The organism is Lentibacillus kapialis (assembly GCF_014646635.1).
In the GTDB taxonomy this organism is placed as follows: Bacteria; Bacillota; Bacilli; order Bacillales; family Amphibacillaceae; genus Lentibacillus; species Lentibacillus kapialis.
Window position 1 is genome coordinate 1 of sequence record NZ_BMNQ01000031.1, and the last position, 23,947, is coordinate 23,947.

The window sequence follows — 23,947 nt, forward strand, 5'->3', positions numbered from 1 at the left end:
CATAAAAAAACCCCCCTAACAATATGCAAAAAATTTAGCATATTACGCCGGGAAAGTACAGAAATCAACTGGAGAATTGTGAACAAAACAGGCTTGTTTTGGCTGGAATTAAGTGATGCTTTACATTATTGATTATTCAATTAAAGGAATTGATATCCACGAAGAAAGTGAAAGAATTATAGAAGACATGTTGGAAGTATGTTCAGGAAAACAAACACAACTAGAGATGTTGGAGTTGGGCGAGTTTTCTATACCACACTTAGGGACTACCTATTAAGGAGGGATACCGTTGAGCCAAAAAGTAAATGCTCTTAAGTTAGACGAAGAGGATAATGTTGCGGTAGCACTTGAAACTTTAAAAGCTGGAGAACTTTTATCTATAAAAAATGAGATAACAAAAATCAGCGCGACAAAAACGATACCATATGGACACAAAATTGCACTTAATCCAATTCCTAAGGGTAATAGAGTCATTAAGTACGGGGAGTGTATGGGGCTTGCAACGGAGGATATAGCAATAGGCGATCATGTTCATGTATCCAATGTTCGTGGATTAACTGAGGAGGATAAAAGTTTTCAAAAGGAGTGTATCGATGTTGAAAACATTTGAGGGTTATCGTAGAGCAAATGGAAGCATCGGGGTTAGAAATCATACTATTGTTATCAATACAGTTGGTGAACTAGCCGGACTTACCAAAAAGTTGGCTAATCTCGTTCCGGGCGTTATTCCAGTCGTTCACCAAGCAGGCCAATCCCAATACTCTGAGGACAGTGACCAAACCATTAAAACGTTAACAGGTACAGCTGGACATCCAAATGTTAGTGCTGCATTATTTTTAGGGATGGGAACGGAAGACCCTGCTGAAGGAATTGTAGAAACGCTAAAAAAGGATGGCCATCATGTCTATTCCATTATATTTGATAAGAAGAAATCAATTGCCGAATGTCTTGAAGAAGGGAAAGTCTGGCTTAAAAATGCATTAGAGCTAAGTAAGCAACAAAAAACGGAGAAAGCTGATGTTTCCGAATTAACAATTGGACTCGAATGTGGCGGTTCAGACGCATGGTCAGGAATCACTGCTAATCCTTCGATTGGAGCCTTTTCGGATTCTATCGTTGCGGATGGGGGGACAAGTGTTCTTGCTGAAACAACAGAAGCGGTTGGTGCAGAACATATTTTGGCAAATAGAGCGGTTAATTCAGAAGTAGGTAACAGATTCTTGGAAATAGTGAAAAGATATGAACAACGAGCAAGAGCTGTGGGAGAAGATATTAAAGCTGCTAATCCTTCCCCTGGTAACAAAACAGGTGGTTTAACGACACTAGAAGAAAAGTCTCTTGGGTGTATTAAAAAGGGAGGCAATTCTACGTTAATGGAAGTAATTGACTACGCGCATTCACCAACGGAAAAAGGATTTATATTTATGGATACACCAGGCTATGATGTTGAATCTGTTGTAGGATTAGTGGCTGGAGGGGCACAGATTGTTTTATTTTCCACTGGCAAAGGTTCTCCAACCGGGTCTCCAATCGCTCCGGTCATTAAAATTGGAACGAATCCAAAATTATATAAAAACATGCCCGAACATATCGATGTGAACGCGGGAAAGATAATTGATCAAAATTATACGATTGATCAAATTGGCGAGGAAATTTATTCAAAAGTTTTACAAGTAGCTAATGGCGAAATTACTGCTTCTGAAAAGTTTCATAACCAAGAATTCAGTATATGGCGATTAGCGGAGACACAGTAATACGGGAGTTATCAAATGGATATATAGGGAGGATTTTAATTGCGGATTATTCGTTTCTTAAATAATAAAAAGCCAACTTTAGGTGTTTTAAAGAGCCAGCAGGTTTCCCCTTTGCCTTATTCTGATTTTATGGAATTAGTAAATGATGCGGAAAACAAGAAAACTACACCATTGAAGCTGGTTCAACAATTAATTGATGATAAGAGGATCACTGAGGTATTTGTATATGGTGAATTGAACTTATTAACCCCTGTTGCAGCACCCGAAGTGTGGGCTTCAGGAGTAACATACTTCAAAAGTCGCGAAGCGAGAAATTTTGAAGCGTCTAACGGGGATATGGATAGTTCGCAAACATTTTATGACAAAGTGTATGATGCTGAACGTCCTGAACTATTCTTGAAGTCAACGGAGGCAAGAACAATAGTACCCAATAAAGATTTGAATATTAGAAGTGATTCGGAATGGCAAATTCCAGAACCGGAAGTTGGCGTTGTAATAAATAAAAAAGGTAAGATTTTAGGTTATACGATAGGCAATGATATGAGTTCAAGGGATATTGAAGGGGAAAATCCATTATATCTACCCCAGGCTAAAATTTGGAAAAGTTCTTGCTCATTTGGGCCTGCAATCGTATTGGCAGAATCATTACCAGATCCTTATAATTTAGAGATTACGTTGAGTATCTATCGTGAAGGCATGAAAATAGTTGAGGAGAGTGCAAATACGAATCAATTGAAGCGGGAGTATGATGAACTTGTTTCCTTCCTGACAAGGGATAACATGATTTTTGACGGGACAGTTTTATTAACGGGTACGTCTATTGTTCCACCTAATGAATTTACACTTCAAGATGGAGATCGTATCGAAATTGAAGTACCAGAAATTGGAATATTAACTAATCCTGTTAAGAAATTAATTTCAAAGGATAGTCGTGTGGTTAATTAATCGTAGTAATACCATATATTCTAAAATTTTAACTTACTGGAGGTAGATAAATATGAAATCAGTTACATTTATGAAAGATAATCGTCCATCATTAGGAGTTAAAGTTAAAGAGGGAGTAGTAGATGTTGCGTCAGCCTTATCTGATCACCCTATGGAACACGTTCCAACAGAAGTTATGGATTTAATTAACGGGGGAGATAAAACGTTATCTGTTTTGAAGGACTTCATTAATACCCTTGATACTAGTTCTGATTCTCCTTATGTTCTCAATGATAAAATGTTGGATTGGGGGCCTTGCATTACAAATCCGGGTAAAATAATTTGCGTTGGCTTAAATTACCGGAAGCATGCTGATGAAACAAATGCACCTTACCCGGAAACTCCAATTTTATTTAATAAATACAATAACACATTGACAGGAAACTTTTGTGATATTGTAGTTCCTAATGTAACGGAACAGTTAGATTATGAAGTGGAATTGGGGATTGTTATTGGAGAATCAGCAAAAGAAGTTACAAAAGAAAACGCCTTGGATTATGTCTATGGATATTGCACAGCAAACGATCTATCTGCAAGGGATTTGCAATTTAGAACGAACCAGTGGTTACTAGGTAAAACGTGTGATGGTTTCAGTCCCGTTGGTCCATATCTGGTATCGGCAGATGAGGTAATCGATCCAAATAATTTACCGTTAAAGACAACAGTTAATGGAGAAGTACGCCAAAACTCGAATACGTCAGATATGATATTTTATTGTGACGAAATTATTAGTTATATTTCACAATATATGACGCTCAGTCCTGGGGATGTCATTTTAACTGGTACACCAGAAGGAGTCGTTCTTGGATTGTCCGAAGAAGAACGAGTGTATTTGCAGCCGGGTGATGAGGTGACAGTCGAGATCGAGAAGTTGGGGAAATTAACAAATACATTTGTAACAGAATGAATATAGTAAATAAACAAACGAAGCAAGTAATGGTATTATTTTGCTTTTATTAATATAAAAATCCAAATATGGGGTTGTAACGAATGACGGAAAAATTATCATACTTGAATACGGAAACTTATAAACAGTTAGGTCAGGCAAATCTTTTAAATGATTATCCAGAAAGAATAATTCAAATTGGTGATGGGAATTTTATTCGTGGTTTTGTTGACTGGATGATCTTTGAGATGAATAAAAAGAGTGATTTTGGGGGTAAGGTAGCTTCCATTCAAGCAACTCCAAGAGGCAGAACTGTTCCTAAGCTTAATCGTCAAAATGAGCTTTTTACTTTAATCTTGCGTGGTATAGAAAATGGGGAGACAGTTAAAAGAAAACAGGTTATCAATTCCATCAATAGAGCAATTAATCCCTACACAAACTGGCATGATGTGATGAAATTAGCAGAGCAACAAGAAATAGAGTTCCTTTTTTCAAATACTACGGAAGCTGGTATTCGATATGAAAAAGAGGCTTACCCAGAAGATGTATCTCCACTATCCTTTCCTGGTAAAGTAGTAGCACTTATTTACCATCGATATGTTCATTTTAATGGAGACAAAGATAAAGGATTAATTATTTTACCATGTGAGCTTATTGAAAACAATGGAGAAGAACTAAAAAGGATTTGTTTGAAAGTTATTGAAGATTGGAATCTGTCAAAGTCATTTGTTCAATGGATTGATGAATCATGTGTATTCTGTAATACGTTGGTTGACCGGATTGTACCCGGTTATCCGAAAGAGGAAGACCAACAGTTGTTTAACTTACTTGGATACTACGATGAATTACTAACAGTAGCGGAACCTTATCATTTATTCGTTATTGAAGGACCCGCATCTGTTGAATCAAAGCTCCCTTTTAAGCAGGCAGGCTTGAACGTTCATTTTGACAAAATTTCTTCTTATAGAGAATTAAAAATAAAGTTACTTAATGGACCTCATACAATGCTTGCAACGATGGGATTATTAAGCGGTATTGAAACTGTTCGAGAGGGTATAGAGGATTCCTTACTTTTCTCATTTATTAATAATGCTTTAATTGAAGAAATAATTCCAACGATTCCTTCAAACGAGAAGGAAAAGGCAAGAACCTACATTATACAAACTTTTGATCGATTTGCTAATCCTTTTCTGAACCATAGATTGATTAATATAAGTTTAAATAGTTATGCCAAATTTAAAGCAAGAATATGGCCAAGCATCTATGAATATCGGTCCAAAATTGGGGAGAATCCAAAGCGATTAACTTTTGCCTTAGCAGCATTGCTTTATTTTTTTAAAGATGAACAAACAAAGTATGAGATAAAAGATGATACACACGTAATTGATAAGTTCCGTCATTTTTATAGTGAATTTGATAATACAAAGGGAAGCCTCATTGCATTTATTAGGGATTTGATTGATGAAGATTTCTCACTGAATGATGAGGAATTGAGTGATCTGTATGAAGCGATAGCAGATTACTTTTTGCGCATTGACAAAGAGGGTATTAAACCAGCCCTTTTAAACTTAGAAAAGGGAGATTGACCAATGAAATCACTAGTTTTAACAGAGCCAGGTGAAATGAGTTTAAAAAATAAAAAGGATCCTGATGATCTTGAAAATGAAGATGTTTTAATAGCGATTAAAAGGATAGGTATTTGTGGAACTGATATACATGCATTTAAAGGAAACCAACCATTTTTTACCTATCCACGAGTCCTTGGACATGAAATTTCTGGCATCGTTGAAGCGGTAGGTAAAGAAGTCAGAGATACTAACATTGGTGATACTGTAACTGTTATACCTTACATGAATTGTGGTGAATGTGATGCATGTAGACATGGGAAAACAAATTGTTGCACAAATATGCAAGTGTTAGGTGTACACACTGACGGTGGAATGGAGAATTATGTAACAGTCACTTCTAGTCATGTGCTGCCGGTAAATGAATTAACATTGGATGAAGCAGCTATTGTAGAACCGCTAAGTATTGGTGCACATGCTGTAAGACGAGCGCAGATTCAGAAAAGTGATACGGTTTTAGTTATTGGAACAGGACCTATCGGATTAGGTGTTGCCCGTTTTGCAAAGTTACAAGGTGCGAAAACTATTGTAATGGATTTAAATGAGGGACGTCTAAACTTTTGCCAAGAATGGGCTGATTGTGATGCAATTATAAATGATCCCAATAATATCTTGCAACAGTTGATGGAGATTTGTGAAGGTTCATTACCTTCAATCGTTTTTGATGCGACGGGTAATAGGCATTCAATGATGGAATCCTTTAATTATGTGGGCCACGGGGGAAAACTCGTTTTTGTAGGATTAGTAAAAGATGAAATAAGTTTTTTTAATCCCGATTTTCATTCTAAAGAAATGTCGCTAATAGGGAGTCGAAATGCAACAAAACAAGATTTTAATTATGTAATTAACTGCTTATCGGAAGGAATGATTAAGCCATCTTATATTTCAAATAAAATTACGTTTGATGATACCATTTCTTATTTTAAAGTGGGTAATTTTCAATCCAATAAAACTGTAATATATCTAGATTAGATGGTAAGCTTAATGATGACAGAATCTTTTTTCCTATAAGAAGTCTGTAACCGAGACTATGGTGGTTGTCACATACAATTTGAATGCCGTATAGTAAATTTCTTGTTTCTGAATAAACCAATCCCATCATTAGTATTTCACATGACATTAAAGTGTCTTTATGCAATAATGGAAGTGTTGAAATCTGCAACAAACGAGGGATAAGATGATTAAAACACTTCTAATTGCCCCGTATCAAGGTTTGGCTGAAACAGCTAAAAAAGTTGATGCACCAGATGATATAGACTTGGATGTAACGGTAGCTAATCTTGAAGAAGGTGTAAAGGCGGCAAAATTAGCGGAAAAACAAGGGTACGAGCTAATCATAAGTCGCGGTGGAACAGCTACTATGATTCAAGATGTTGTTTCGATACCTGTCGTTCATATTGATATAACCGGGTATGATATGTTGCGTGTTTTCACCCTCATTCGTGGAATAAAAAATGGAGTGGCGCTTGTTGGTTATCCAAATATTTCGCAAGGTGCAGCCACAATATGCAGCATATTAGAATTTGATGTGAAGATGATTACGATTAAATCAAGGGATGAAGTGAGCGGTCACTTGGAGGAACTGAAGCAACAAGGATTTAATGTAGTTATTGGGGACGTTATTACTGTTCAAGTCGCAGAACAGATTGGATTGCGCGGTGTTTTAATTACTTCCGGAAAAGAAGCGGTTACTGATGCTTTTGAAGAAGGCAAAAGAATATATAGCTTCTTTCGCAGAGTGAACAGCCAATTTTATTATTTTCAGGAAACCTTCAATTCAATGCCTTTTCCAATTATTTTATTGAACAAAGATGCTGAAGTTATTGAAAGAAATCTATTGTATGAACAAGATAATCAGTGTCATGAAATTTTGGATTCCCCCGTTATATTAAAGGTGATTAAGCGAGTTTTGGAAAATAAAACAAGTCAGTGGGCTGAAATTGAGGGTCAAAATAAAACATACGATATACAGGCTTATTTGGTAAGTATAACAGAGTCTATTGTAGGCATTAACATTTATGATTCAGTGATGCAAACCGATAACAGGGCTGTTAAAATCATTGGGGATCCTGTACATATCCCGATTATTGGTGATAGTGCCGAGGCCAAATGGTTAAGAAATAATATACAGCAACTTGCATATACTGATGCAAACGTGTGTATTGTTGGGGAACTGGGGACAGGTAAATATACGGTTGCACAAGCATTACATTTTGAGAAATTTGGTCAGCAATCTCCGCTCGTTGTTATAGAGGGAGGTTACTTAACTAATGATGTTAAAATAGAGAAAATAAGGAACAAGCTTACAACTATAAAGTATGGAACAGTTATAATAAAAGATATAGAGTCAGTATCAACTAACATACAAAATGCTATTAAAAGCTTATTACAACATATACCTGATACTATAAGAATCATTGTGCTTGCTAATGAATCGCTCGATTATCTTGTACATAATAGAGCCTTTGATCAGGAACTTTATAAAAAGATTTCTATTCATGTCATACATCTTTCACCATTACGTAATAGGAAAGAAGATATTGGGGATTTTGTTGATTATTTCCTAGCTGAATTTCATGCTGAAAACGGTAATGAAACAGTGGGGATGAAACCAGATGCAATTGACTGTCTCTTGCAGTTTGAATGGTTGGGCAACTTGTCTCAATTAAAGAAGGTCATTCAGGAATTAAGCACGATGACAACGGACAACTATATAGAGCTTTTCCATGTTAAAAAATTTATGAATAAATCTAAGCTTATGTCGATGGCTCATGATAATAGTTTATCACTTGATGGGACGTTGGAAGAAATTGAACAAAAAGTAATCAAGCAGGTGTTACGGGAAGAGGGGGACAATCAATCAAAGGCAGCAAAAAGATTGAATATTAATCGTTCTACTTTATGGCGGAAGTTAAAAAAGTAATATTGCTCATATTTTGGTTTATAAAAGGAGCCCTTAAGAAGGGTTCCTTTTATATTGTTGTAATATGCAACAATCATTGAGAAAAACGTTAATTAATTAGGGCGATAATTTAAAATATGTTGCATTTTATATCAAGATGTATTAGAATGTTGACTATGAAAACGTTTTAAATTTTATCAAGCGTTTTAAAATTAAACAGAGGGGGAGAAGCATGAGAATTAAGGCATCAATAGAAAAAGTTCCTGGAGGTATGATGGTAGTACCTTTGTTGCTTGCTGCAACACTTAATACTGTCGCTCCCGATTTACTTAGAATTGGTAATTTCACACAGGCGTTATTTGTTGATGGAGCAAGCACTCTTATCGCACTATTCTTATTATGTACAGGGGCTCAAATTAATTTACGTAATGTTGGGGTCAGCCTTGGTAAAGGTGCCACATTGTTAACGACTAAGTGGATAGTAGGTGCGATTTTTGGCCTTGTTGCCTATATGTTAGCCGGAGATAGCGGGCTTTGGTTAGGTTTAGCACCAATTGCAATTATTGCTGCTATGACCAACAGTAATGGTGGTTTGTATGTGGCGCTGGTTGGTCAATATGGTGACAAAACAGACCGTGCGGCATACTCATTACTTGCGTTAAATGATGGCCCTTTCTTCACAATGGTAGCATTGTCTATATTCGGGGCGATGGGCTTTGTTGATGGGTTGTTTTCATTTGTATCCTTTATCGCAGTGTTGTTACCCATCATTGTTGGTATGGTGTTAGGTAATTTAGATGAGGAAATGAGAAAGTTCTTTGATAAAGGGAGCTCCATGTTAATTCCGTTCTTTGCCTTTGCGCTTGGTATGGGAATTGACTTTGGTGCAATTATTGAGGGTGGACTTTCAGGTATTGTTCTTGGTCTAGCAACTGTATTCCTAACTGGAACTGCAGGATTCTTCGTTTTTAAAGCATTTAAATGGAACCCGATTGCTGGTGCAGCAGAAGGCTCAACAGCAGGTAATGCTGTAGCAACGCCGGCTGCGATTGCAGCTGCCAGTGCAAGTTTTGCTTCACATGTTGATCTTGCTACAGTGCAGGTTGCAGCATCTACTGTTACAACAGCTATTCTATTGCCGTTATATATCGGTTTCCTTGTGAAGCGTTTAGAGAAAAAAGGCGTAAAAGTACCCGACGACTATGTGATTGAATAATATAATTTTGCTAATAAATGAGGAATCAACATGAAACACAATATAGGTATTATTGCAGATGATTTAACTGGCGCTAATGATAGTGGTGTTCAACTTACAGAGAAAGGCGTACACACTTCCGTTCTTTTTGATATCCCGGAAGATCAGAATAACCTTGATAACGGTGTTGTGATTGATACGAATTCACGCGCGTTGTCCAGAGAAACGGCAGCTTTTATGACGAAGCAGGCTGGCCGGTTTTTAAAACAAGCAGGTTATTCATCGATTTATAAAAAAATGGATTCTACCTTGAGGGGACATATTGGGACTGAATTGCAGGCCCTTTATGATGTATTTAAACCGGAGTTTGTATTCATTGCTCCGGCTTTTCCTCCTCTTGGAAGAACGACGAAAGATGGTATACACTATGTCAATGATGAAAGAATAGCTGAAACTGAAATTTCAAAAGATCCAAAACATCCTGTTACTGAGTCATCCATCCCCAAGCTTTTGGAAAAAGAAATCGGAAAACCGATTGGCCTTTTGAAAAAAGCAGATATTGAAGCGGACAAAACTGTTTTTGGGGAAAAAATGCGTACCTTTAAAGAAAATAAGCTAAGGTATATTGTTTGTGATGCGGAAACACAGGATGATTTAAAAAATGCGGCACAAAAAATGCACGCTGTATCAGATCAAGTTGTTTGGGCTGGATCAGCTGGTCTTGCAGAAGTACTTCCGGAAGTACTTGGGATTAGTGAAAAGGTAGATAAACGAACATTTCTCAAATCGAATCATGTTATGGCAGTATGTGGAAGCTTATCTCGGGTAACGCAGAATCAAGTGCGTTTTGCAGTCAAACAGTCCGATATAACAGCTGTGGAATTGAATCCGATGCGAATTTTCAGTGGTGATTGGGAAAAGCATAGACAGAATAATATTGTAGCATTGCTTGAGGGATTGGAAAATGGGAATGATCTAGTTTTATATGTTCCCTCCAATAAAGAGGTAAGGGAACAAGTTACGGAAGTCGGAGAAAGTCTGAATTTAACAGGCTATCAAATTGGAGAACGCATTTCCGGAGCGATTGGCGAAGTCGTGGCAGCAGTTGCCGAAACAAATAAAGATTTGACTGGTTTGGTGCTAACAGGCGGGGATACAGCAAAAGACACCTCGAGTCACTTGGGTGGCATTGGCTTCCGTTTAATCAAGCAGGTTGAAGCAGGAATTCCATTGGGCACGTTAATCGGCACAAATCTTGATTATACTATTGTAACAAAAGCAGGAGCATTTGGAAAAGAAGCTTCGATTTATAATGCCATGCAGGAATTGAAGGGAGTTTATAAAGATGAGTCATAAACCAATAGTAGGTATTACGATGGGGGACGCTTCTGGGGTAGGGCCTGAAATTATTGTGAAAAGTTTACAAAGTAAGCATGTATATGAGCAGTCTCACCCAATTGTTATTGGTGATGCGAAAATACTGAAGCGTGCTGCAGAATTGCTAAGTACTGAATTAACGATTAAGGAAGTAGATGGTTATTCTGATTTCACAACACGTTTTGGAGAAATAGCTTGTTATGATCTTGATTTACTGCCAGAAGATTTGCCATTTGGACAGGTTTCTTCAGAGGCTGGAAATGCAGCTTTTGAGTACCTGAGAACTGCTATTGAACTCGCAAACAATGGTCGAATTGATGCGATTTGTACCGCTCCTTTGAACAAAGAAGCATTGCATAAAGGTGGACATATTTATCCGGGACATACAGAAATTTTAGCTGAGTTAACAGGTACAAAAGACTTTTCCATGATGCTTTCTTCGCCTAAATTGAAGGTAATTCATGTAACGACTCATGTGGGTCTTATCGATGCTATAAACATGATTAGACCGGAACGGGTTCACGAAGTTATACGTTTAGCACATGAAACACTTACTAATGCTGGAGTCAGCCACCCTAAAATAGGTGTGTGTGGGATTAATCCTCATGCCGGTGAAAATGGGTTGTTCGGCTATGGAGAAGAGGAAGAGAAAATCATTCCGGCTATTGGTCGTGCAACAGAAGAAGGGATTAATGTTGAAGGGCCACTACCGGCCGATACGCTATTTTTCCGAGCTCAGCGTGGTGATTTTGATATTGTAGCAGCCATGTATCACGACCAAGGTCATGGTCCTATTAAGGTATTGGGACTTGAAGCTGGCGTGAATATTACTGTTGGCTTGCCAATTATTAGAACAAGTGTTGATCATGGAACAGCATTTGATATCGCTGGCACAGGTATAGCAGATGAAAGAAGTATGCTAGAAGCTTTAAGACAAGCAATTGAGTTAGCGCCGAAGAAGGAGTGACGTTTTACACACCCCAATGTAACGTAAAGTAAATAATCACTATCCATCATTACACCCTCATAAATTAGAATTATTCTAGTTTTTATGGGGGTTATTTATAGTTTAATATGAATTAGTGAGCAATATATGTGAAATTCAATTTCACGTCGCTTTTTTGCCCCATGTTGTGAAGCATAGTTCAGAAAATCCCCAACTGACTCAATCAATGGCGATTATAGGAATTCTACCATACAAACAAATGAGCCATGGTTACAAATAGAGCAGCCAATAAGTAGTGGATTACAATTAAGGGCCAGATCCATTTTACCCATTTCACCCAAGGTACTTTAGCAATGGCTAATGCTGCCATAAAGGCTCCGCTTGTTGGGGTTAATATGTTGGAAATGCCATCTCCCATTTGAAATGCTACCACAGCGGTTTGTCGGCTAACACCTACCAGGTCGGATAAGGGTGCCATGATAGGCATGGATAAAGCGGCCTGACCGCTTCCGGAAGGGACAATGAAATTGAGCAGGCTTTGAGTAATTAACATTCCAATCGCCGTCAGTGCCGATGGTAAATTAGTGACTAAATCGGAGATGCCGTATAGAATAGTGTCGATTGTGCTGCTCTCCTCAAGAACGACTAGTATACCATAAGCAAAACCTACAACTAACGCTCCCATTACTATATCCTGACATCCTTTGACGAATCGTTCTGCAATCTGATTTAAGCGCAGCTTTCCAACTAATCCGACTAAAATTCCCATGATAATGAATAAAGCTGCAATCTCTTGGATATACCATCCAATGAAGATTACCCCTAAGGCAAGTGTTATGAGCGTAAGGATTAATATTGCTATAACCAGGATATTTCTTTTTGATATTGATGTATCATCGTACTCCCGAGGAATATTAATTTGTCTTTCTTGATCTTCTTCATACATAATACTAATTTCTGGGTTCTTTTTAACCTTTTTAGCATAAAACATAACATAGGCTATACTAGCACCTACAAAAATGATCCACATAAAAATCCTAAAGCCTATGCCCGAAAATAACGGTAAATCTGCTATAGTTTGGGCAACGCCAACGGTAAAAGGATTCAAAAAAGCTGCGGTAAATCCTGAGTATGCGGCAAGGAGTACCATTGCGGCTCCAACCATTGAATCAAATCCCATTCGTATGGCAAGAGGGATTATAACTAACATAAAGGGAATTGTCTCTTCCGCCATGCCAAATGTGGCTCCCCCCAAAGCAAAAATAACCATTACGATGGGAATTGTGTAAATTTCTTTGTTGTTCATTTTCGATGATATACTAGTGATTGCTTCATCCAGAGCATTAGTCGAAATTAAAATATTAAAGGCCCCTCCGACGATAAGAATAAAGAAGATTATTGTGGCTGATTCAGACATACCATTAGGAATAGCTAAAAAGATGTCAAACAATCCAGTGGGGTTACTTTCCACGCTATGATAGGTGCCTTCAACCACAACCGTTGTTCCATCTTCGGTAGTGGTCCTGTCAAATTCACCGGCTGGGATAAAATAAGTGGCAACAGCCATAATAATGGTTAAACCAAACAAAATAATAAAAACATGAGGAAATTGAAATTTTGGTTTTTTCCGATTCTCTTGATTATCTGGGCTGCTTATTTGAACACCCAAAATTCATCACACTCCTTTGTTTTTAGTTTATTCAGCCAATATGTTTATTTTTTCAGTATCATCAATAAGTTTTTTCCATAAGACGAAGGACATTATGTGTATTAATCGATTGAGTCAAACTCAGATTTTATGCTCTTTAAGAGCTCTTTATCCGTTAATATGTCATAGCCAGTTAGCGCCAGTGCCAGAGCCCCGGATGATAATGCTTGATGGCCTTCTTTTGTAACAGTTTTATCTGCAAATTTTTTCGTATGAAATACTAATCCTGGTTCGTTTAAACTAATAAAAGGGTGAATCGCCGGCACAACTTTACTAACATTACCCATGTCTGAAGAACCAAAGCTTTGTTCACCGGGATGAACAGGATGTTTACTCACCTCTTGCAACCGTGTAGTAAAAGTTTTTGACAAAACATTATTGGTAACCAAATTATCAAAGCTAGATTCGAAATTGGAGATGTTGAGGGTGGCTCCTGTCATTAAAGCAGCGCCCTCTGCAATGTTTTTAACCTTTTCAACAACATAATCTAAATGTGAACGGTTCCGTGCTCGAATATAAAAATTGGCAGTGGCTTGTTCGGGGACAACATTAGCGGCCTGTCCACCTTCTGTAATTATTCCATGGATACGAATATCCGAGGTTAGGTGTTCCCGGAATGCATTGATGCCATTAAATAACTGAATAACACTATCTAGAGCATTAATGCCTGCTTCAGGTTTAGCTGCGGCATGGGAGGCCTTTCCAGTATAGGCAAATTCGATAGCATCCATAGCTGACATGCTACCGCTTTGATATGACTGATCAGCAGCATGAACCATCATTGCAACATTAATATTGTCAAATACCCCTTTGTTGCTCATGTCGACTTTAGCTCCATTTGTTTCTTCTGCCGGTGTTCCAATGATGACAACCTTTCCACCAGTTTCTTTAACAATTTGACTAAGTGTTACTCCTGCGCCAACACTCATTGCAGCAATCAGGTTGTGACCACACCCATGACCTATATCAGGAAGGGCATCATATTCCGCTAAGTAGGCAACTGTTGGCCCAGGTTTTTTACTTGCAAACTCCGCTTTAAAGGCTGTTGCTCGATTGCTAACCCCGGTTTCCACTTGAAAATGATTTTGGTTCAAAAAATCAACGAGCAGTTGCATTGATTGATATTCTTCATCACCAAGTTCAGGGTTTTCGTACAGGTGGTCACTAATATCCCACAATTGTTGTTCAATTCTTTTCATTTCATCGGTTAATACATACTCCATAAATGCTCCTCCTTGCAGATTTAGGATTTGTTTTGATAGTTGATCCTTTTGATAAAGGAAGTGATACGTACAATCAGGAAAATTGCGATTATTACGTTTGAAATAATAACGCTCTCAAAATGATATTTCCAAATAATTTGCGATAAGATATCTCTAATGATATTATACAATTAAATATATTCAAAAAATTAACATAAATTAAATTAGTTGTCAAATCTACTTTAAGTCATATGAAAAAAGATGCGTTTTATAAATCTACAAGGAGGGATTGTTATGAAGATAACGCAAATAGAGCTTTATCACGTCAATTTACCACTCAAGGAACCTTTTATTGTTTCTTATATGAGGTATGATATGATGCCTTCGATTATTATTAAGATCCATACGGATGAAGGTATTATAGGATATGGGGAAAGCGTTCCGGATGAAAATGTAACAGGTGAGTCGGTTCAAAGTGACATAGTTACGCTTAAACATTATCTTATACCTACTGTAATAGGAAGTGATCCAAGAAATATTTATCAAGTCCATGAGAAGATGAATCGAAAAATATTTGGCAATCCCGCGGCAAAAGCCGCTATTGACATCGCATGTTATGATATTATCGGAAAATACAGTCAACTTCCAATTTACTTATTGCTAGGTGGAAAAAAAGATACAGCACCTTCATTACCATTTGTGCTTAGCATTCTGGAGCCAGGTGTGCTGGCGAAACAAGCAAAGGCCGCTGTTGATGACGGTTATACGGAAATAAAAATGAAACTTGGGGCAGGTGATGAAAAAGATATCCAAAGGGTAAAAGCAGTTCGAAAGGCAGTTGGCAATGACGTTTTAATCAGAGTTGACGCTAATCAGGGATGGAAATCTGTCCAGAGGGCGAAAAGGATAATTGAATATTTATCCCCTTACAATCCGTCATGGGTTGAGCAGCCAATTGCTGCAGATGATGTATCACTTTTTAAGGAATTAAAACAAAGTACTTCTATACCATTAATGGCAGATGAAAGTTTAGTCACAGTAAAAGATTTAAGAATATTGGCAGAACATCAATCAGTTGACTATATTAATATTAAATTGATGAAAAGCGGAGGGATATATCCTTCACTCCAGTTAGCCACACAAGCGGATTTTATGGGGATACAATGTCAAATAGGGTCAATGGTCGAATCCAGTATTGCTTCTGCTGCGGGGTTCCATTTAGCTTTATCCAAGAAAAATATTATATCAACTGAAGTCTCTGGACCAGTGATGTTCACAAAAGAACCTGGTGATCTCGATTATTCACCACCGCATATTAATTTAAGCAATAAGCCTGGCCTTGGGATAACTGTAGATGAAGATGTGATTCAGGAATTGGTCGTTAAATAAAAGTTTGTTGCTACTGATGGAGGAGGCAGTGTAATGGTAAAAAAATGAATGCTGACTTATATACGAAATTAATTGAACCTTATGATAACAATCATGACTATGGTGGAATTTGCGGGGAACGGCTGGCAACGTCTTTGGAAGACTGGAAGGGAAGCAGAATGGTTTTCCGTCTATTATGAGTGGTTCTCACTTAGATAGTGTTCCGAACGGCGGCCATTTTGACGGTGTGTTAGGTGTGTTATCGGCACTGGAAGTGGTGGAGGCCTGGAATGAATCAGAATTTCAACCTAATAAAACTTCGAAGTAGCGATATTTTCAGATGAAGAAGGTTCACGGTTTAATGGTGGCTTTAATGGCAGTGAAGCTTCCCGCCAGTATCAGTGATTCTGCTGTCGCAACTGTAGGAAGGCAAATAGTAGAGCCAAATGGTGTTAATGTTATACTGGGTCAAGTAACGCTTTATGTAGATATCAGGGACTTTCATATAGAAACACGCGATCAATTAGTGGAGGAAACCATTCAGGTGGCCGCGATATGCAGAAAAGCATCGAACTCGGGAACAGCCCAACAAATAGCGGATACTGGTTTATTTTCTACACCCGGAATAAATTAAAACATATGAATTGAACAAAATTACTTTATAAGACCCGCCTGAACAGCAATTGGGAATCCGCTCAATCAAGGTGGATCCCAAAGCTTTTAAATGTACCAGCAGGAACGAGTATGTTGACAGCTCGACGGAAGCTGGTGGATGCGAATGGCGGAATTGTTGAATATGATCGGCTTCCTATTGCTCAGATATGTATTCATTTAAGATTAAACTTTTCAGGGGAAAATGGCATGACTTGGCTATTTAAACAGATGTTAGAAAAACTATCTTTTCTAACATCGGCTAAGATAGTCTTTTTGTCGTTTTGGGGTGGGTAACTCTGATGCACTGGTACGAACATTAGAACCATGTTGCTATGTGTGGGTAACGATCTTTAATATAACATTATGAAAATAAATAGAAAGCTGTCGACTTTAATTGATAGAGTCGGTTGAAGAGGGAGAGATTGTTATCACGTTCATGATAGCTTTTGGTTTAGCGAGTATTATGCTCTGTGCTGGCATGATCATACGAACGAAGGTTTCTTTTATTAGCAGAATGCTGGTACCTGCCAGTGTCATTGCCGGCGTGTTGGGTTTAATTGTCATGAATACGGGTCTGATTACATCTGTTGACGCGCAAATGTATGTCGATATTGTGACCTTCTTATTTACGGTTACCTTTATTTCTATCGGATTGACCCGTAATCCTAAGTCCAAATCATCGAATTCTGTTGGGAAAAGTATAGCGAAAGGATCGATCGGATTGGGCTTTCTCTGGAATTTAATCTATGCCCTTACCCCAGCTGTTGGAGCGATTATCATTATTGGGATTGGCGGCTTTTTCGGGATGAATCCGGTATACGGCTTATTAATTCCTTTTGCTTTTACCCAAGGACCGGGACAATCAGCGACTTTTGGATCGATTATGGAACAGCAATACGGTATTGCCAACGCTGCGACAGTCGGTGTCACCTTTGCCGCGTTAGGATTCCTGCTTTGTTTTCTCGTTGGTGTCCCGTTAGCGAGGTACGGGATTAAACGGGGATTGGCGAAAAACATGGGGTCATCCAAGATTGAAGATTTCGTTGAACGAGGCTATTACGTCAAAGACGAAAAAAGAAACACATTGGGAAACGAAACAATGTTCAGCGGCAACATTGATACGATGACTTTTCATTTCGCTATTATTGGTCTCTGTTTTCTATTGGCTCTAGGCATGTCTGAAATTGTTTCATTCATCCCGGGGGTCGGCTCAACATTTAGCGGCATGCTGTTTATTTATGGCATGTTGGCCGGGTACCTGGTTAAATTCATTATGAAAAAATGGCGTATCGATAACATGCTAGATAATACATTTCAGTCTAAGATCACCGGCTGGTCAACAGATTACCTGATTGTTGCGTCATTTATGGCTGTTCCATTCAGTGTGATTGGAAAATGGATGATTCCCATTATCACCGTGACCATAGTGGTTATGCTCCTGAGCGTTATAATCTGCATCTACTTTGGCCAGCGCATGGGTGGCGAAAATGACTTTGAAAGAACAATCGGCTTATACGGGACAGTCACAGGAACCGTCCCAAGCGGTATTGCGCTTGTAAGGATTATTGATCCTTCTTTAAGAACCTCAACAGCAGTTGAATTAGGTTTGATGAACTTGCCAATGGTAGCTTCATTTGTGACTGTGTCGACAATAATGGCGATAGCCTCGGGGGCATTGTCAATGAGTCTGGGCATTCTATTGCTATTGGCACCAATTCCCATTTACTTAATTGTGTTAAAGGTGTTCAAAGTATGGGGTGCAAAAACGTATGATTTTAGATCGGAATCCGGATCCGAAGTAGAGAGATTGAAAAGAGCCACTGCAGAATAGAGAGAGGAGTACTGAATGATGAAGACATTGTATTACGGCGGCGATATTGTAACGATGGAGAACGAAATGGATGCTGCAGAAGCGGTGTTGATTGAGGACGGTGTAATTAAAGAAGTTGGCAAGTTAGGTGCACTGCAGACCCATATGGAAGATATGGGTGTTGAAAACGTTGATTTAAAAGGGAATACTTTGATGCCGGGCTTTGTCGATCCGCATAGTCATGTGTCCATGATGGGACCATTGACAACTATGGCTGATTTAAAAGAATGTGGAAGTTTCGACGATATTATTCAGACACTAAAATCTTACATGCAGCATAAAGGAATGGGTAAGGGCGACTTGGTTGTTGGCTTCGGCTATGATCATAATTTCCTGAACGAGGAAAAACATCCGCTAAAACACGTTTTAAATGATGTATCAACAGAGAATCCGATCCTTATTTTTCATGCGTCCGGTCATATGGGATGCGCAAATGATGCAGCATTAACGTTTGCAGGGATTGACGAAAATACACCCGATGAAGAAGGGGGCCGTATTGGTAGAATTAAAGGCACGATGGAGCCTAACGGTTATTTGGAAGAAGGAAACCTGATGTCCTTGCAGAGCAGCATCTTTGCCGATATCGACATGGATTATGTCCAGTTAGCCAATCTTGGTCAGGCGATTTATATTAAAAATGGTATTACGACTGTACAGGATGGTGCGACCTCAAGTGAAACCCTTGAGCTTTTCAAAATGTTATCGGAGAAGGGTGACTTGAATGTAGATGTTGTTGCGTATCCATTAGTGGCTGAGAATCCTGATGACATGAACAGTAATGAGGAATATGCAAAGCAGTATCATAACCGGTTGAAAATCGGCGGATACAAAATGTTTTTGGATGGCTCGCCGCAGGGCAAGACGGCATGGATGACGGAACCATATGAAGGAGAAGAAAGCTATGGCGGTTATCCATGGTACGAGGACGAACAAGTAAAGCAATACGTGACAAAGGCTATTAATGATGATGTACAGCTGCTTACCCACTGTAATGGTGACGCTGCCTCCGATCAGCTGCTTAAAAACTACGAAGCCGCATGGCAGGAATCGGATAATCCGAATAAAGATCATTTGCGTCCGGTTATGATTCATTGTCAAACTGTTCGTCATGATCAACTGGACAAGATGGCTGAGCTGGCGATGATACCTTCTATATTTATAGCTCACACATATTTTTGGGGCGATGTACATTTGAAAAACCTGGGGCAAGAGCGCGGAAGCCGAATAAGCCCTGCAAAATCAGCTTTTGATAGAGGGTTAATGGTAAACTTTCACCAAGATGCGCCAGTTGTCAAACCGGATATGCTCCATACCATATGGTGCGCGGTCAATCGAATCACACAGAAGGGCGTTAACATTGGACCTGAAGAATGCGTCTCTGTTTACGATGCCCTGAAGGCCGTCACAATCAATGCAGCTTATTCATACTTTGAGGAAGATCAAAAGGGGAGCATAAAAGCAGGAAAACTTGCTGACTTCGTGATATTGGACCAAAATCCGCTGAAGGCGGATAAACAGAACATAAAGGATATACACGTTTTAAATACTATCAAAGAAGGCAGGACGATTTATAGTAGAGATACGGTTTTTGCTGAAGGCTGAATCTGTATGGTGCCTGTCACTTCCCGAATTTTGTCACATTGTGTCGAATTATTTTTTATATAGGTGGCTGGTCCAGGGTTATCCGAGTATGGGGGCATACCGCGTACTTCCAAAGTGATAGATATGAATGCTGCTCAGGCAGGTGGTCGAGTTTCAGTAAAACGGAGTGCGTTCTCTATACCTCTTAACGGCAGGGGTGCGTGCAAATCGCTTCAAGTAACAGCTGATAAAAGGGTTATCAAACACTGGTTTGATAACCCTTTTATCATTTTTTCCTCGATAGTTTAATATTAAATGAATACATATCTGACCGATAGCAGGCACGTTCGTATTCGATAAAGTTGTCGCTAACATCTTTCAGGTTTCTCTCGGCAACGAGCATACTGGTGTTTGCCGGAACTTCGAGCAGCTTGGCGTCCTCTTTGGCAATTCGCTCTGATCTGATATTCTGCTCTGCTTCAATCGAACGCATGCCTAACTCCTCCTCAAGTAGGTCATACAATGCTACTTTGTTTAAGTCATATTCCATAATGTTTTTGCCGATTTCAACAGGATAATAGTTGTTTTCAACTCCCATTGGAATATGGTCGGCATAGCGGACCCGCTTAATATGAACGGCTTCTTTCAGCCCGGTCATATTCTGCAGATGCACGGGTAATTGGACACCTTCTGCCTTAACAAGCTTTGCTCCGGGATCCATTCCCATACGCTGAATCGTTTCCGATGTGCTGCTCAAACTGCCCAGCCAGTCATTGATTGGCCTTAATGCGACGAATGTACCTCTTCCGGGCTTTTTATCAAGTGTGCCTTCGCGTGTCAACGCATCAATCGCTTGTCTGACAGTACTGCGGCTGACGTAATATTCATCGATTAACTCACGCTCGCTGGGAACCTTGCCAATGTACACCCCATCCATTATTTTTTGTTCTATTTTCTCTTTCAGTTGGATGTAAAGCGGAATCGAATTCGTGTAGTCCAGTGCCATGAGAATCCTCCATGATTTTCTATTATTCTGACAGAAATAGTTTAACATAAAATAGCTTGCTGTGCTTTTGGCGCCTGTCACTTCCTGAGTTTTATCATATGTCGAATAAAGTTTTGTTTAAAAATTGATGCTCATGGTGAAGCTGATGGCTTTTTTATGATGTGCTGATTTTTACATGGATAAGCAAAATTTAACGTTTAGTCAAAATGACATTTTTATAGCACTTTTTGTTATTTTTGTATTTTATCTTGGTGGCATAGCATTTTGGCAAAATAAAATTTGCACTTCACTTCTTGAATTCTTCGTCATTGTACAATGGAAAAGAAGATGTGGATTAATATACAGTAAAGATATACAGATTGACTCAAGAAATTTTCCAAAAGTCTTGTGGTATTTCTGAATATATTGCATAATCAATTTGGAAGAACTCTACAATAGGGAAGGATAATTCACAATAGGCATATAAAAGTTATAAATGTTAAATGGGGGACCAAATTTGAAACAAAATAGAAATTTAGTATCAAAAGTAATAACCATTCTAAGGGCTTTTGCCGATGTCAAAATGGAATGGGGGGTAAACGAATTATCCCGTTATATAGGCATTCCTGCTGGCTCTCTGCATCGCCACCTAAGTATCCTAATGGATGAAAATATTTTAAATGTATCCCATGAATCTGGAAAATATACGATAGGTGAAGAATTTATTAGAATATCATCCATTATTTCATCAAGGGTAAAAATTAAGGATGTAGCTAAACCATTTTTAGAAACATTGGCTCAGACTGTGGATCAATCTGTATATTTAGCATTATACCATCCCCAATATAAGCAGTTGTCTTTTGTGGAAAGTGTACAGAGTTCAAAGGCTTTGCAATATATTTTGGAGATAGGAGTTTTAAAACCCATCCATATAGCAGCTAGCGGGAAATCTATTTTAGCTCAGTTGGAGAATAGCGAGAAAGAATTAATCCTGCATAATATTGGAATGGATAAAGAATCAGCCATGAAGTTGGATGAAGAATTGAGCATGATTCGTAACGAAGGATATGCTTTGACAGCAAACGAACGAAAAAAAGGTGCTTTAAGCGTAGGTGTTCCTATTTTTGGCGTATCACATAAAGTGATTGGTAGTGTTATTACCGTAATTCCCATTGTTAGTTATGAAGAATCTCAAAAAGATTTTATTGTTGAACAAACAAAAAAAGCAGCAAATGATATTTCTTATGCAATTGGATTTGAAAAACGGATATTTTAATTATATTCATTTGAAAGAATTTATTGAAATTTCAAATCCAAAATGTTATAGTTAAAAAAATCGAATAATGAAGACATTTTATTTTTTTACTGAATAAGTGGAATGCTATTCTATCAGATGGAATGATTATTAGATTAAAATTGGGGAGGGCGTACAAATGCGATATTGGATACACGAAAGTGAAATTGAAAGCTACATACCACTTAATCATGAATTAACTTACAATAAAAAAGTGGTTGGCAGAAAAGATGGGATAAATGAGGTGGAAATGATTATTGGAGAAATGGAGGAAGGAGGGGATGCTGATCCACATTCTCACGAAGAAATTGAACAGCTTATGTACATTTTGGAGGGAAAGATGCATGCAAAAATTGGTGGAGAAGAAGCTGAATTAACTGCTGGCCATTCAGTTTTCATTCCTAAAAAAGTTAACCATGAAATAAAAAATGCGGGTAAAGGTAATTTGAAATTTGTTTTGATTTATAGTCCAGCTAAAGGCGCCTGATTTGTATTAATTTATGCATCATTTTGTAACCCCTTACATTTAAAAATTAGGAGGTTTATCAATTATGTTAAGAAAATACTGGGTAGGAAATATTATTTTAATTCTTTCAATAATCCTATTGGGAGCGTGTGGTGATAGTTCCACTAGTAGCGAGGCGGAGAATAAAGATACGATAAAACTCAAAGTTGCAGATTCCTTTCCAACCACAAATTTGTTATCTAGTGAAGGAATTGTTTATTTTATGGATCAGGTTGAGAAACATACAGATGGAAAAGTGGAATTTGAATATTATCCAGCGGAGCAAATGGGGAAGGCAGGAGATTTTCTAGATTTGATTCAAACTGGAACAATCGATATAGGATACACATCTTACGCGACAGATAAACTACCATTGAGTGAAGTTCCAACTCTCCCGGGAGCTTACAGTACTTCCCAAGAAGGCACTCAAATTTTCTGGAAGCTGATGGAGGATATGCTTATTGAAGAAGAGTATAAGCCGAATGATATTCAGCCATTATGGGCTGTACCAATTCCACAATACCAGATAGCTACAAAGAATAAAAAAGTAGAAAATCTTGAAGATGTTCAAGGGCTAAAAATGCGAGCCACTGGCACTATGGAATATGCGTTGGATGAATTAGGTGCATCTCCTACGTTCATGGCTGCTCCTGAGGCATATACAGCTCTAGAACGCGGTACAGTTGATGGTGTTGTATTTCCGTTTACGAGTTTCAAACCTTATCAGATACAGGAAATTGTTAACTATTCTACTGGAAATGTCAGGTTAGGAAGTTTTAACGTTATTTATTCCATTGATTCGAAAGTATATCAAAATTTACCTAATGACGTAAAAGGCTCCATAGACAAAGCATCACAAGAAACGATGGATCATCTATCCAAAGTACTGGATGAAAAAAGTAAAAAACTTCGAGAAGAGTTCAGTAAACAAATGAAGATTACGGATTTAAGTGAGGAAGAACTAAAAAAATGGGATGAAGGATTAGAACCAGTTTGGGACAGATGGGCAAAAGATTTAGAAAAAAGAGGTATACCAGCACAGAAGGCTGTGGAGAAATATAATCAATTCAAGGATGAAGTGAATAAGTAAATTGTACAAAAATAATGGAAG

Annotated in this window: 20 protein-coding genes and 1 pseudogene; 18 read left to right on the top strand and 3 right to left on the bottom strand. The window is 38.3% G+C overall.

Annotated features, from left to right (window positions below; all coding sequences use genetic code 11):
• Nucleotides 1–289 precede the first annotated feature (289 nt).
• The 10 genes from IEW67_RS10940 to pdxA all read left to right on the top strand — a co-directional run bounded on the left by IEW67_RS10940 (nt 290) and on the right by pdxA (nt 11,690).
• On the top strand, nt 290–610 hold the full coding sequence (locus tag IEW67_RS10940) for a UxaA family hydrolase (protein WP_188633112.1): 321 nt from the start codon (nt 290–292) through the stop codon (nt 608–610).
• Nucleotides 594–1,754: a UxaA family hydrolase gene (locus tag IEW67_RS10945; protein ID WP_229671759.1), complete on the top strand. Its 1,161-nt coding sequence runs from the start codon at nt 594–596 to the stop codon at nt 1,752–1,754. Before IEW67_RS10940 ends, IEW67_RS10945 begins: the two co-directional genes overlap by 17 nt.
• Before the next feature lie 39 nt (nt 1,755–1,793).
• Nucleotides 1,794–2,699 (top strand): fumarylacetoacetate hydrolase family protein, encoded by a 906-nt coding sequence (locus IEW67_RS10950; protein WP_188633113.1) that lies wholly within the window; start codon nt 1,794–1,796, stop codon nt 2,697–2,699.
• Between the two features lie 52 nt (nt 2,700–2,751).
• Complete coding sequence (locus IEW67_RS10955) at nt 2,752–3,645, top strand: fumarylacetoacetate hydrolase family protein (RefSeq protein WP_188633114.1); 894 nt, start codon at nt 2,752–2,754, stop codon at nt 3,643–3,645.
• Nucleotides 3,646–3,728: 83 nt separating this feature from the next.
• Nucleotides 3,729–5,210 carry a tagaturonate reductase gene (locus IEW67_RS10960; RefSeq protein WP_188633115.1) on the top strand — a complete coding sequence of 494 codons (1,482 nt, stop codon included), beginning with the start codon at nt 3,729–3,731 and terminating at the stop codon, nt 5,208–5,210.
• Nucleotides 5,211–5,213: 3 nt separating this feature from the next.
• Nucleotides 5,214–6,221, top strand: coding sequence for a zinc-binding alcohol dehydrogenase family protein (locus tag IEW67_RS10965; protein WP_188633116.1), 1,008 nt, complete (start codon nt 5,214–5,216; stop codon nt 6,219–6,221).
• Nucleotides 6,222–6,426: 205 nt separating this feature from the next.
• Nucleotides 6,427–8,172 (top strand): PrpR N-terminal domain-containing protein, encoded by a 1,746-nt coding sequence (locus IEW67_RS10970; protein WP_188633117.1) that lies wholly within the window; start codon nt 6,427–6,429, stop codon nt 8,170–8,172.
• A gap of 211 nt (nt 8,173–8,383) precedes the next feature.
• Nucleotides 8,384–9,367 (top strand): 2-keto-3-deoxygluconate permease, encoded by a 984-nt coding sequence (locus IEW67_RS10975; protein WP_188633118.1) that lies wholly within the window; start codon nt 8,384–8,386, stop codon nt 9,365–9,367.
• Between the two features lie 30 nt (nt 9,368–9,397).
• Complete coding sequence (locus tag IEW67_RS10980) at nt 9,398–10,702, top strand: four-carbon acid sugar kinase family protein (protein WP_188633119.1); 1,305 nt, start codon at nt 9,398–9,400, stop codon at nt 10,700–10,702.
• Nucleotides 10,692–11,690 carry a 4-hydroxythreonine-4-phosphate dehydrogenase PdxA gene (pdxA, locus tag IEW67_RS10985; RefSeq protein WP_188633120.1) on the top strand — a complete coding sequence of 333 codons (999 nt, stop codon included), beginning with the start codon at nt 10,692–10,694 and terminating at the stop codon, nt 11,688–11,690. The genes IEW67_RS10980 and pdxA overlap by 11 nt, the downstream gene beginning before the upstream one ends.
• A gap of 223 nt (nt 11,691–11,913) precedes the next feature.
• On the opposite strand, the gene IEW67_RS10990 is transcribed toward pdxA, so the two are convergent.
• Together IEW67_RS10990 and IEW67_RS10995 are read right to left on the bottom strand one after the other, a co-directional pair.
• Nucleotides 11,914–13,338 carry a YfcC family protein gene (locus IEW67_RS10990; RefSeq protein WP_229671761.1) on the bottom strand — a complete coding sequence of 475 codons (1,425 nt, stop codon included), beginning with the start codon at nt 13,336–13,338 and terminating at the stop codon, nt 11,914–11,916.
• Between the two features lie 101 nt (nt 13,339–13,439).
• Complete coding sequence (locus IEW67_RS10995) at nt 13,440–14,600, bottom strand: M20 family metallopeptidase (RefSeq protein ID WP_188633121.1); 1,161 nt, start codon at nt 14,598–14,600, stop codon at nt 13,440–13,442.
• A gap of 273 nt (nt 14,601–14,873) precedes the next feature.
• On the opposite strand from IEW67_RS10995, the gene IEW67_RS11000 reads away from it, so the two are divergent.
• From IEW67_RS11000 to IEW67_RS11020, 5 genes and pseudogenes are all read left to right on the top strand, one after another.
• Complete coding sequence (locus IEW67_RS11000; protein WP_188633122.1) at nt 14,874–15,968, top strand: mandelate racemase/muconate lactonizing enzyme family protein; 1,095 nt, start codon at nt 14,874–14,876, stop codon at nt 15,966–15,968.
• 121 nt (nt 15,969–16,089) lie between these two features.
• Nucleotides 16,090–16,334 (top strand): annotated as a pseudogene (locus IEW67_RS18475) (M20/M25/M40 family metallo-hydrolase); the annotation flags it as partial.
• Nucleotides 16,321–16,581, top strand: coding sequence for a hypothetical protein (locus tag IEW67_RS18480; protein ID WP_188633124.1), 261 nt, complete (start codon nt 16,321–16,323; stop codon nt 16,579–16,581). The pseudogene IEW67_RS18475 and the gene IEW67_RS18480, both read left to right, overlap by 14 nt.
• 414 nt (nt 16,582–16,995) lie before the next feature.
• Complete coding sequence (locus IEW67_RS11015; RefSeq protein ID WP_229671763.1) at nt 16,996–18,432, top strand: sodium/glutamate symporter; 1,437 nt, start codon at nt 16,996–16,998, stop codon at nt 18,430–18,432.
• Between the two features lie 15 nt (nt 18,433–18,447).
• Nucleotides 18,448–20,073, top strand: coding sequence for an amidohydrolase (locus tag IEW67_RS11020; protein ID WP_229671765.1), 1,626 nt, complete (start codon nt 18,448–18,450; stop codon nt 20,071–20,073).
• 265 nt (nt 20,074–20,338) lie between these two features.
• Here IEW67_RS11020 and IEW67_RS11025 read toward each other — a convergent pair whose 3' ends face one another.
• A complete protein-coding gene (locus IEW67_RS11025; protein WP_188633125.1) occupies nt 20,339–21,058 on the bottom strand; it encodes a GntR family transcriptional regulator in 720 nt (239 codons plus the stop codon).
• A 496-nt stretch (nt 21,059–21,554) separates the two neighbouring features.
• Between IEW67_RS11025 and IEW67_RS11030 the strand changes: the two genes are divergently transcribed.
• The 3 genes from IEW67_RS11030 to IEW67_RS11040 all read left to right on the top strand — a co-directional run bounded on the left by IEW67_RS11030 (nt 21,555) and on the right by IEW67_RS11040 (nt 23,926).
• Nucleotides 21,555–22,313 (top strand): IclR family transcriptional regulator, encoded by a 759-nt coding sequence (locus IEW67_RS11030; RefSeq protein ID WP_188633126.1) that lies wholly within the window; start codon nt 21,555–21,557, stop codon nt 22,311–22,313.
• Between the two features lie 157 nt (nt 22,314–22,470).
• Nucleotides 22,471–22,818, top strand: coding sequence for a cupin domain-containing protein (locus tag IEW67_RS11035; protein WP_188633127.1), 348 nt, complete (start codon nt 22,471–22,473; stop codon nt 22,816–22,818).
• A 64-nt stretch (nt 22,819–22,882) separates the two neighbouring features.
• On the top strand, nt 22,883–23,926 hold the full coding sequence (locus tag IEW67_RS11040; protein ID WP_188633128.1) for a TRAP transporter substrate-binding protein: 1,044 nt from the start codon (nt 22,883–22,885) through the stop codon (nt 23,924–23,926).
• The last annotated feature ends 21 nt before the right edge of the window (nt 23,927–23,947 follow it).

Coding starts and splice junctions, on each gene's coding strand:
- IEW67_RS10945 (WP_229671759.1), top strand. CDS start 594: ATGTTGAAAACATTTGAGGGTTATCGTAGAGCAAATGGAAGCATCGGG.
- IEW67_RS10955 (WP_188633114.1), top strand. CDS start 2,752: ATGAAATCAGTTACATTTATGAAAGATAATCGTCCATCATTAGGAGTT.
- IEW67_RS10960 (WP_188633115.1), top strand. CDS start 3,729: ATGACGGAAAAATTATCATACTTGAATACGGAAACTTATAAACAGTTA.
- IEW67_RS10965 (WP_188633116.1), top strand. CDS start 5,214: ATGAAATCACTAGTTTTAACAGAGCCAGGTGAAATGAGTTTAAAAAAT.
- IEW67_RS10970 (WP_188633117.1), top strand. CDS start 6,427: ATGATTAAAACACTTCTAATTGCCCCGTATCAAGGTTTGGCTGAAACA.
- IEW67_RS10975 (WP_188633118.1), top strand. CDS start 8,384: ATGAGAATTAAGGCATCAATAGAAAAAGTTCCTGGAGGTATGATGGTA.
- IEW67_RS10980 (WP_188633119.1), top strand. CDS start 9,398: ATGAAACACAATATAGGTATTATTGCAGATGATTTAACTGGCGCTAAT.
- pdxA (WP_188633120.1), top strand. CDS start 10,692: ATGAGTCATAAACCAATAGTAGGTATTACGATGGGGGACGCTTCTGGG.
- IEW67_RS10995 (WP_188633121.1), bottom strand. CDS start 14,600: ATGGAGTATGTATTAACCGATGAAATGAAAAGAATTGAACAACAATTG.
- IEW67_RS11000 (WP_188633122.1), top strand. CDS start 14,874: ATGAAGATAACGCAAATAGAGCTTTATCACGTCAATTTACCACTCAAG.
- IEW67_RS18480 (WP_188633124.1), top strand. CDS start 16,321: ATGGCAGTGAAGCTTCCCGCCAGTATCAGTGATTCTGCTGTCGCAACT.
- IEW67_RS11020 (WP_229671765.1), top strand. CDS start 18,448: ATGATGAAGACATTGTATTACGGCGGCGATATTGTAACGATGGAGAAC.
- IEW67_RS11025 (WP_188633125.1), bottom strand. CDS start 21,058: ATGGCACTGGACTACACGAATTCGATTCCGCTTTACATCCAACTGAAA.
- IEW67_RS11035 (WP_188633127.1), top strand. CDS start 22,471: ATGCGATATTGGATACACGAAAGTGAAATTGAAAGCTACATACCACTT.
- IEW67_RS11040 (WP_188633128.1), top strand. CDS start 22,883: ATGTTAAGAAAATACTGGGTAGGAAATATTATTTTAATTCTTTCAATA.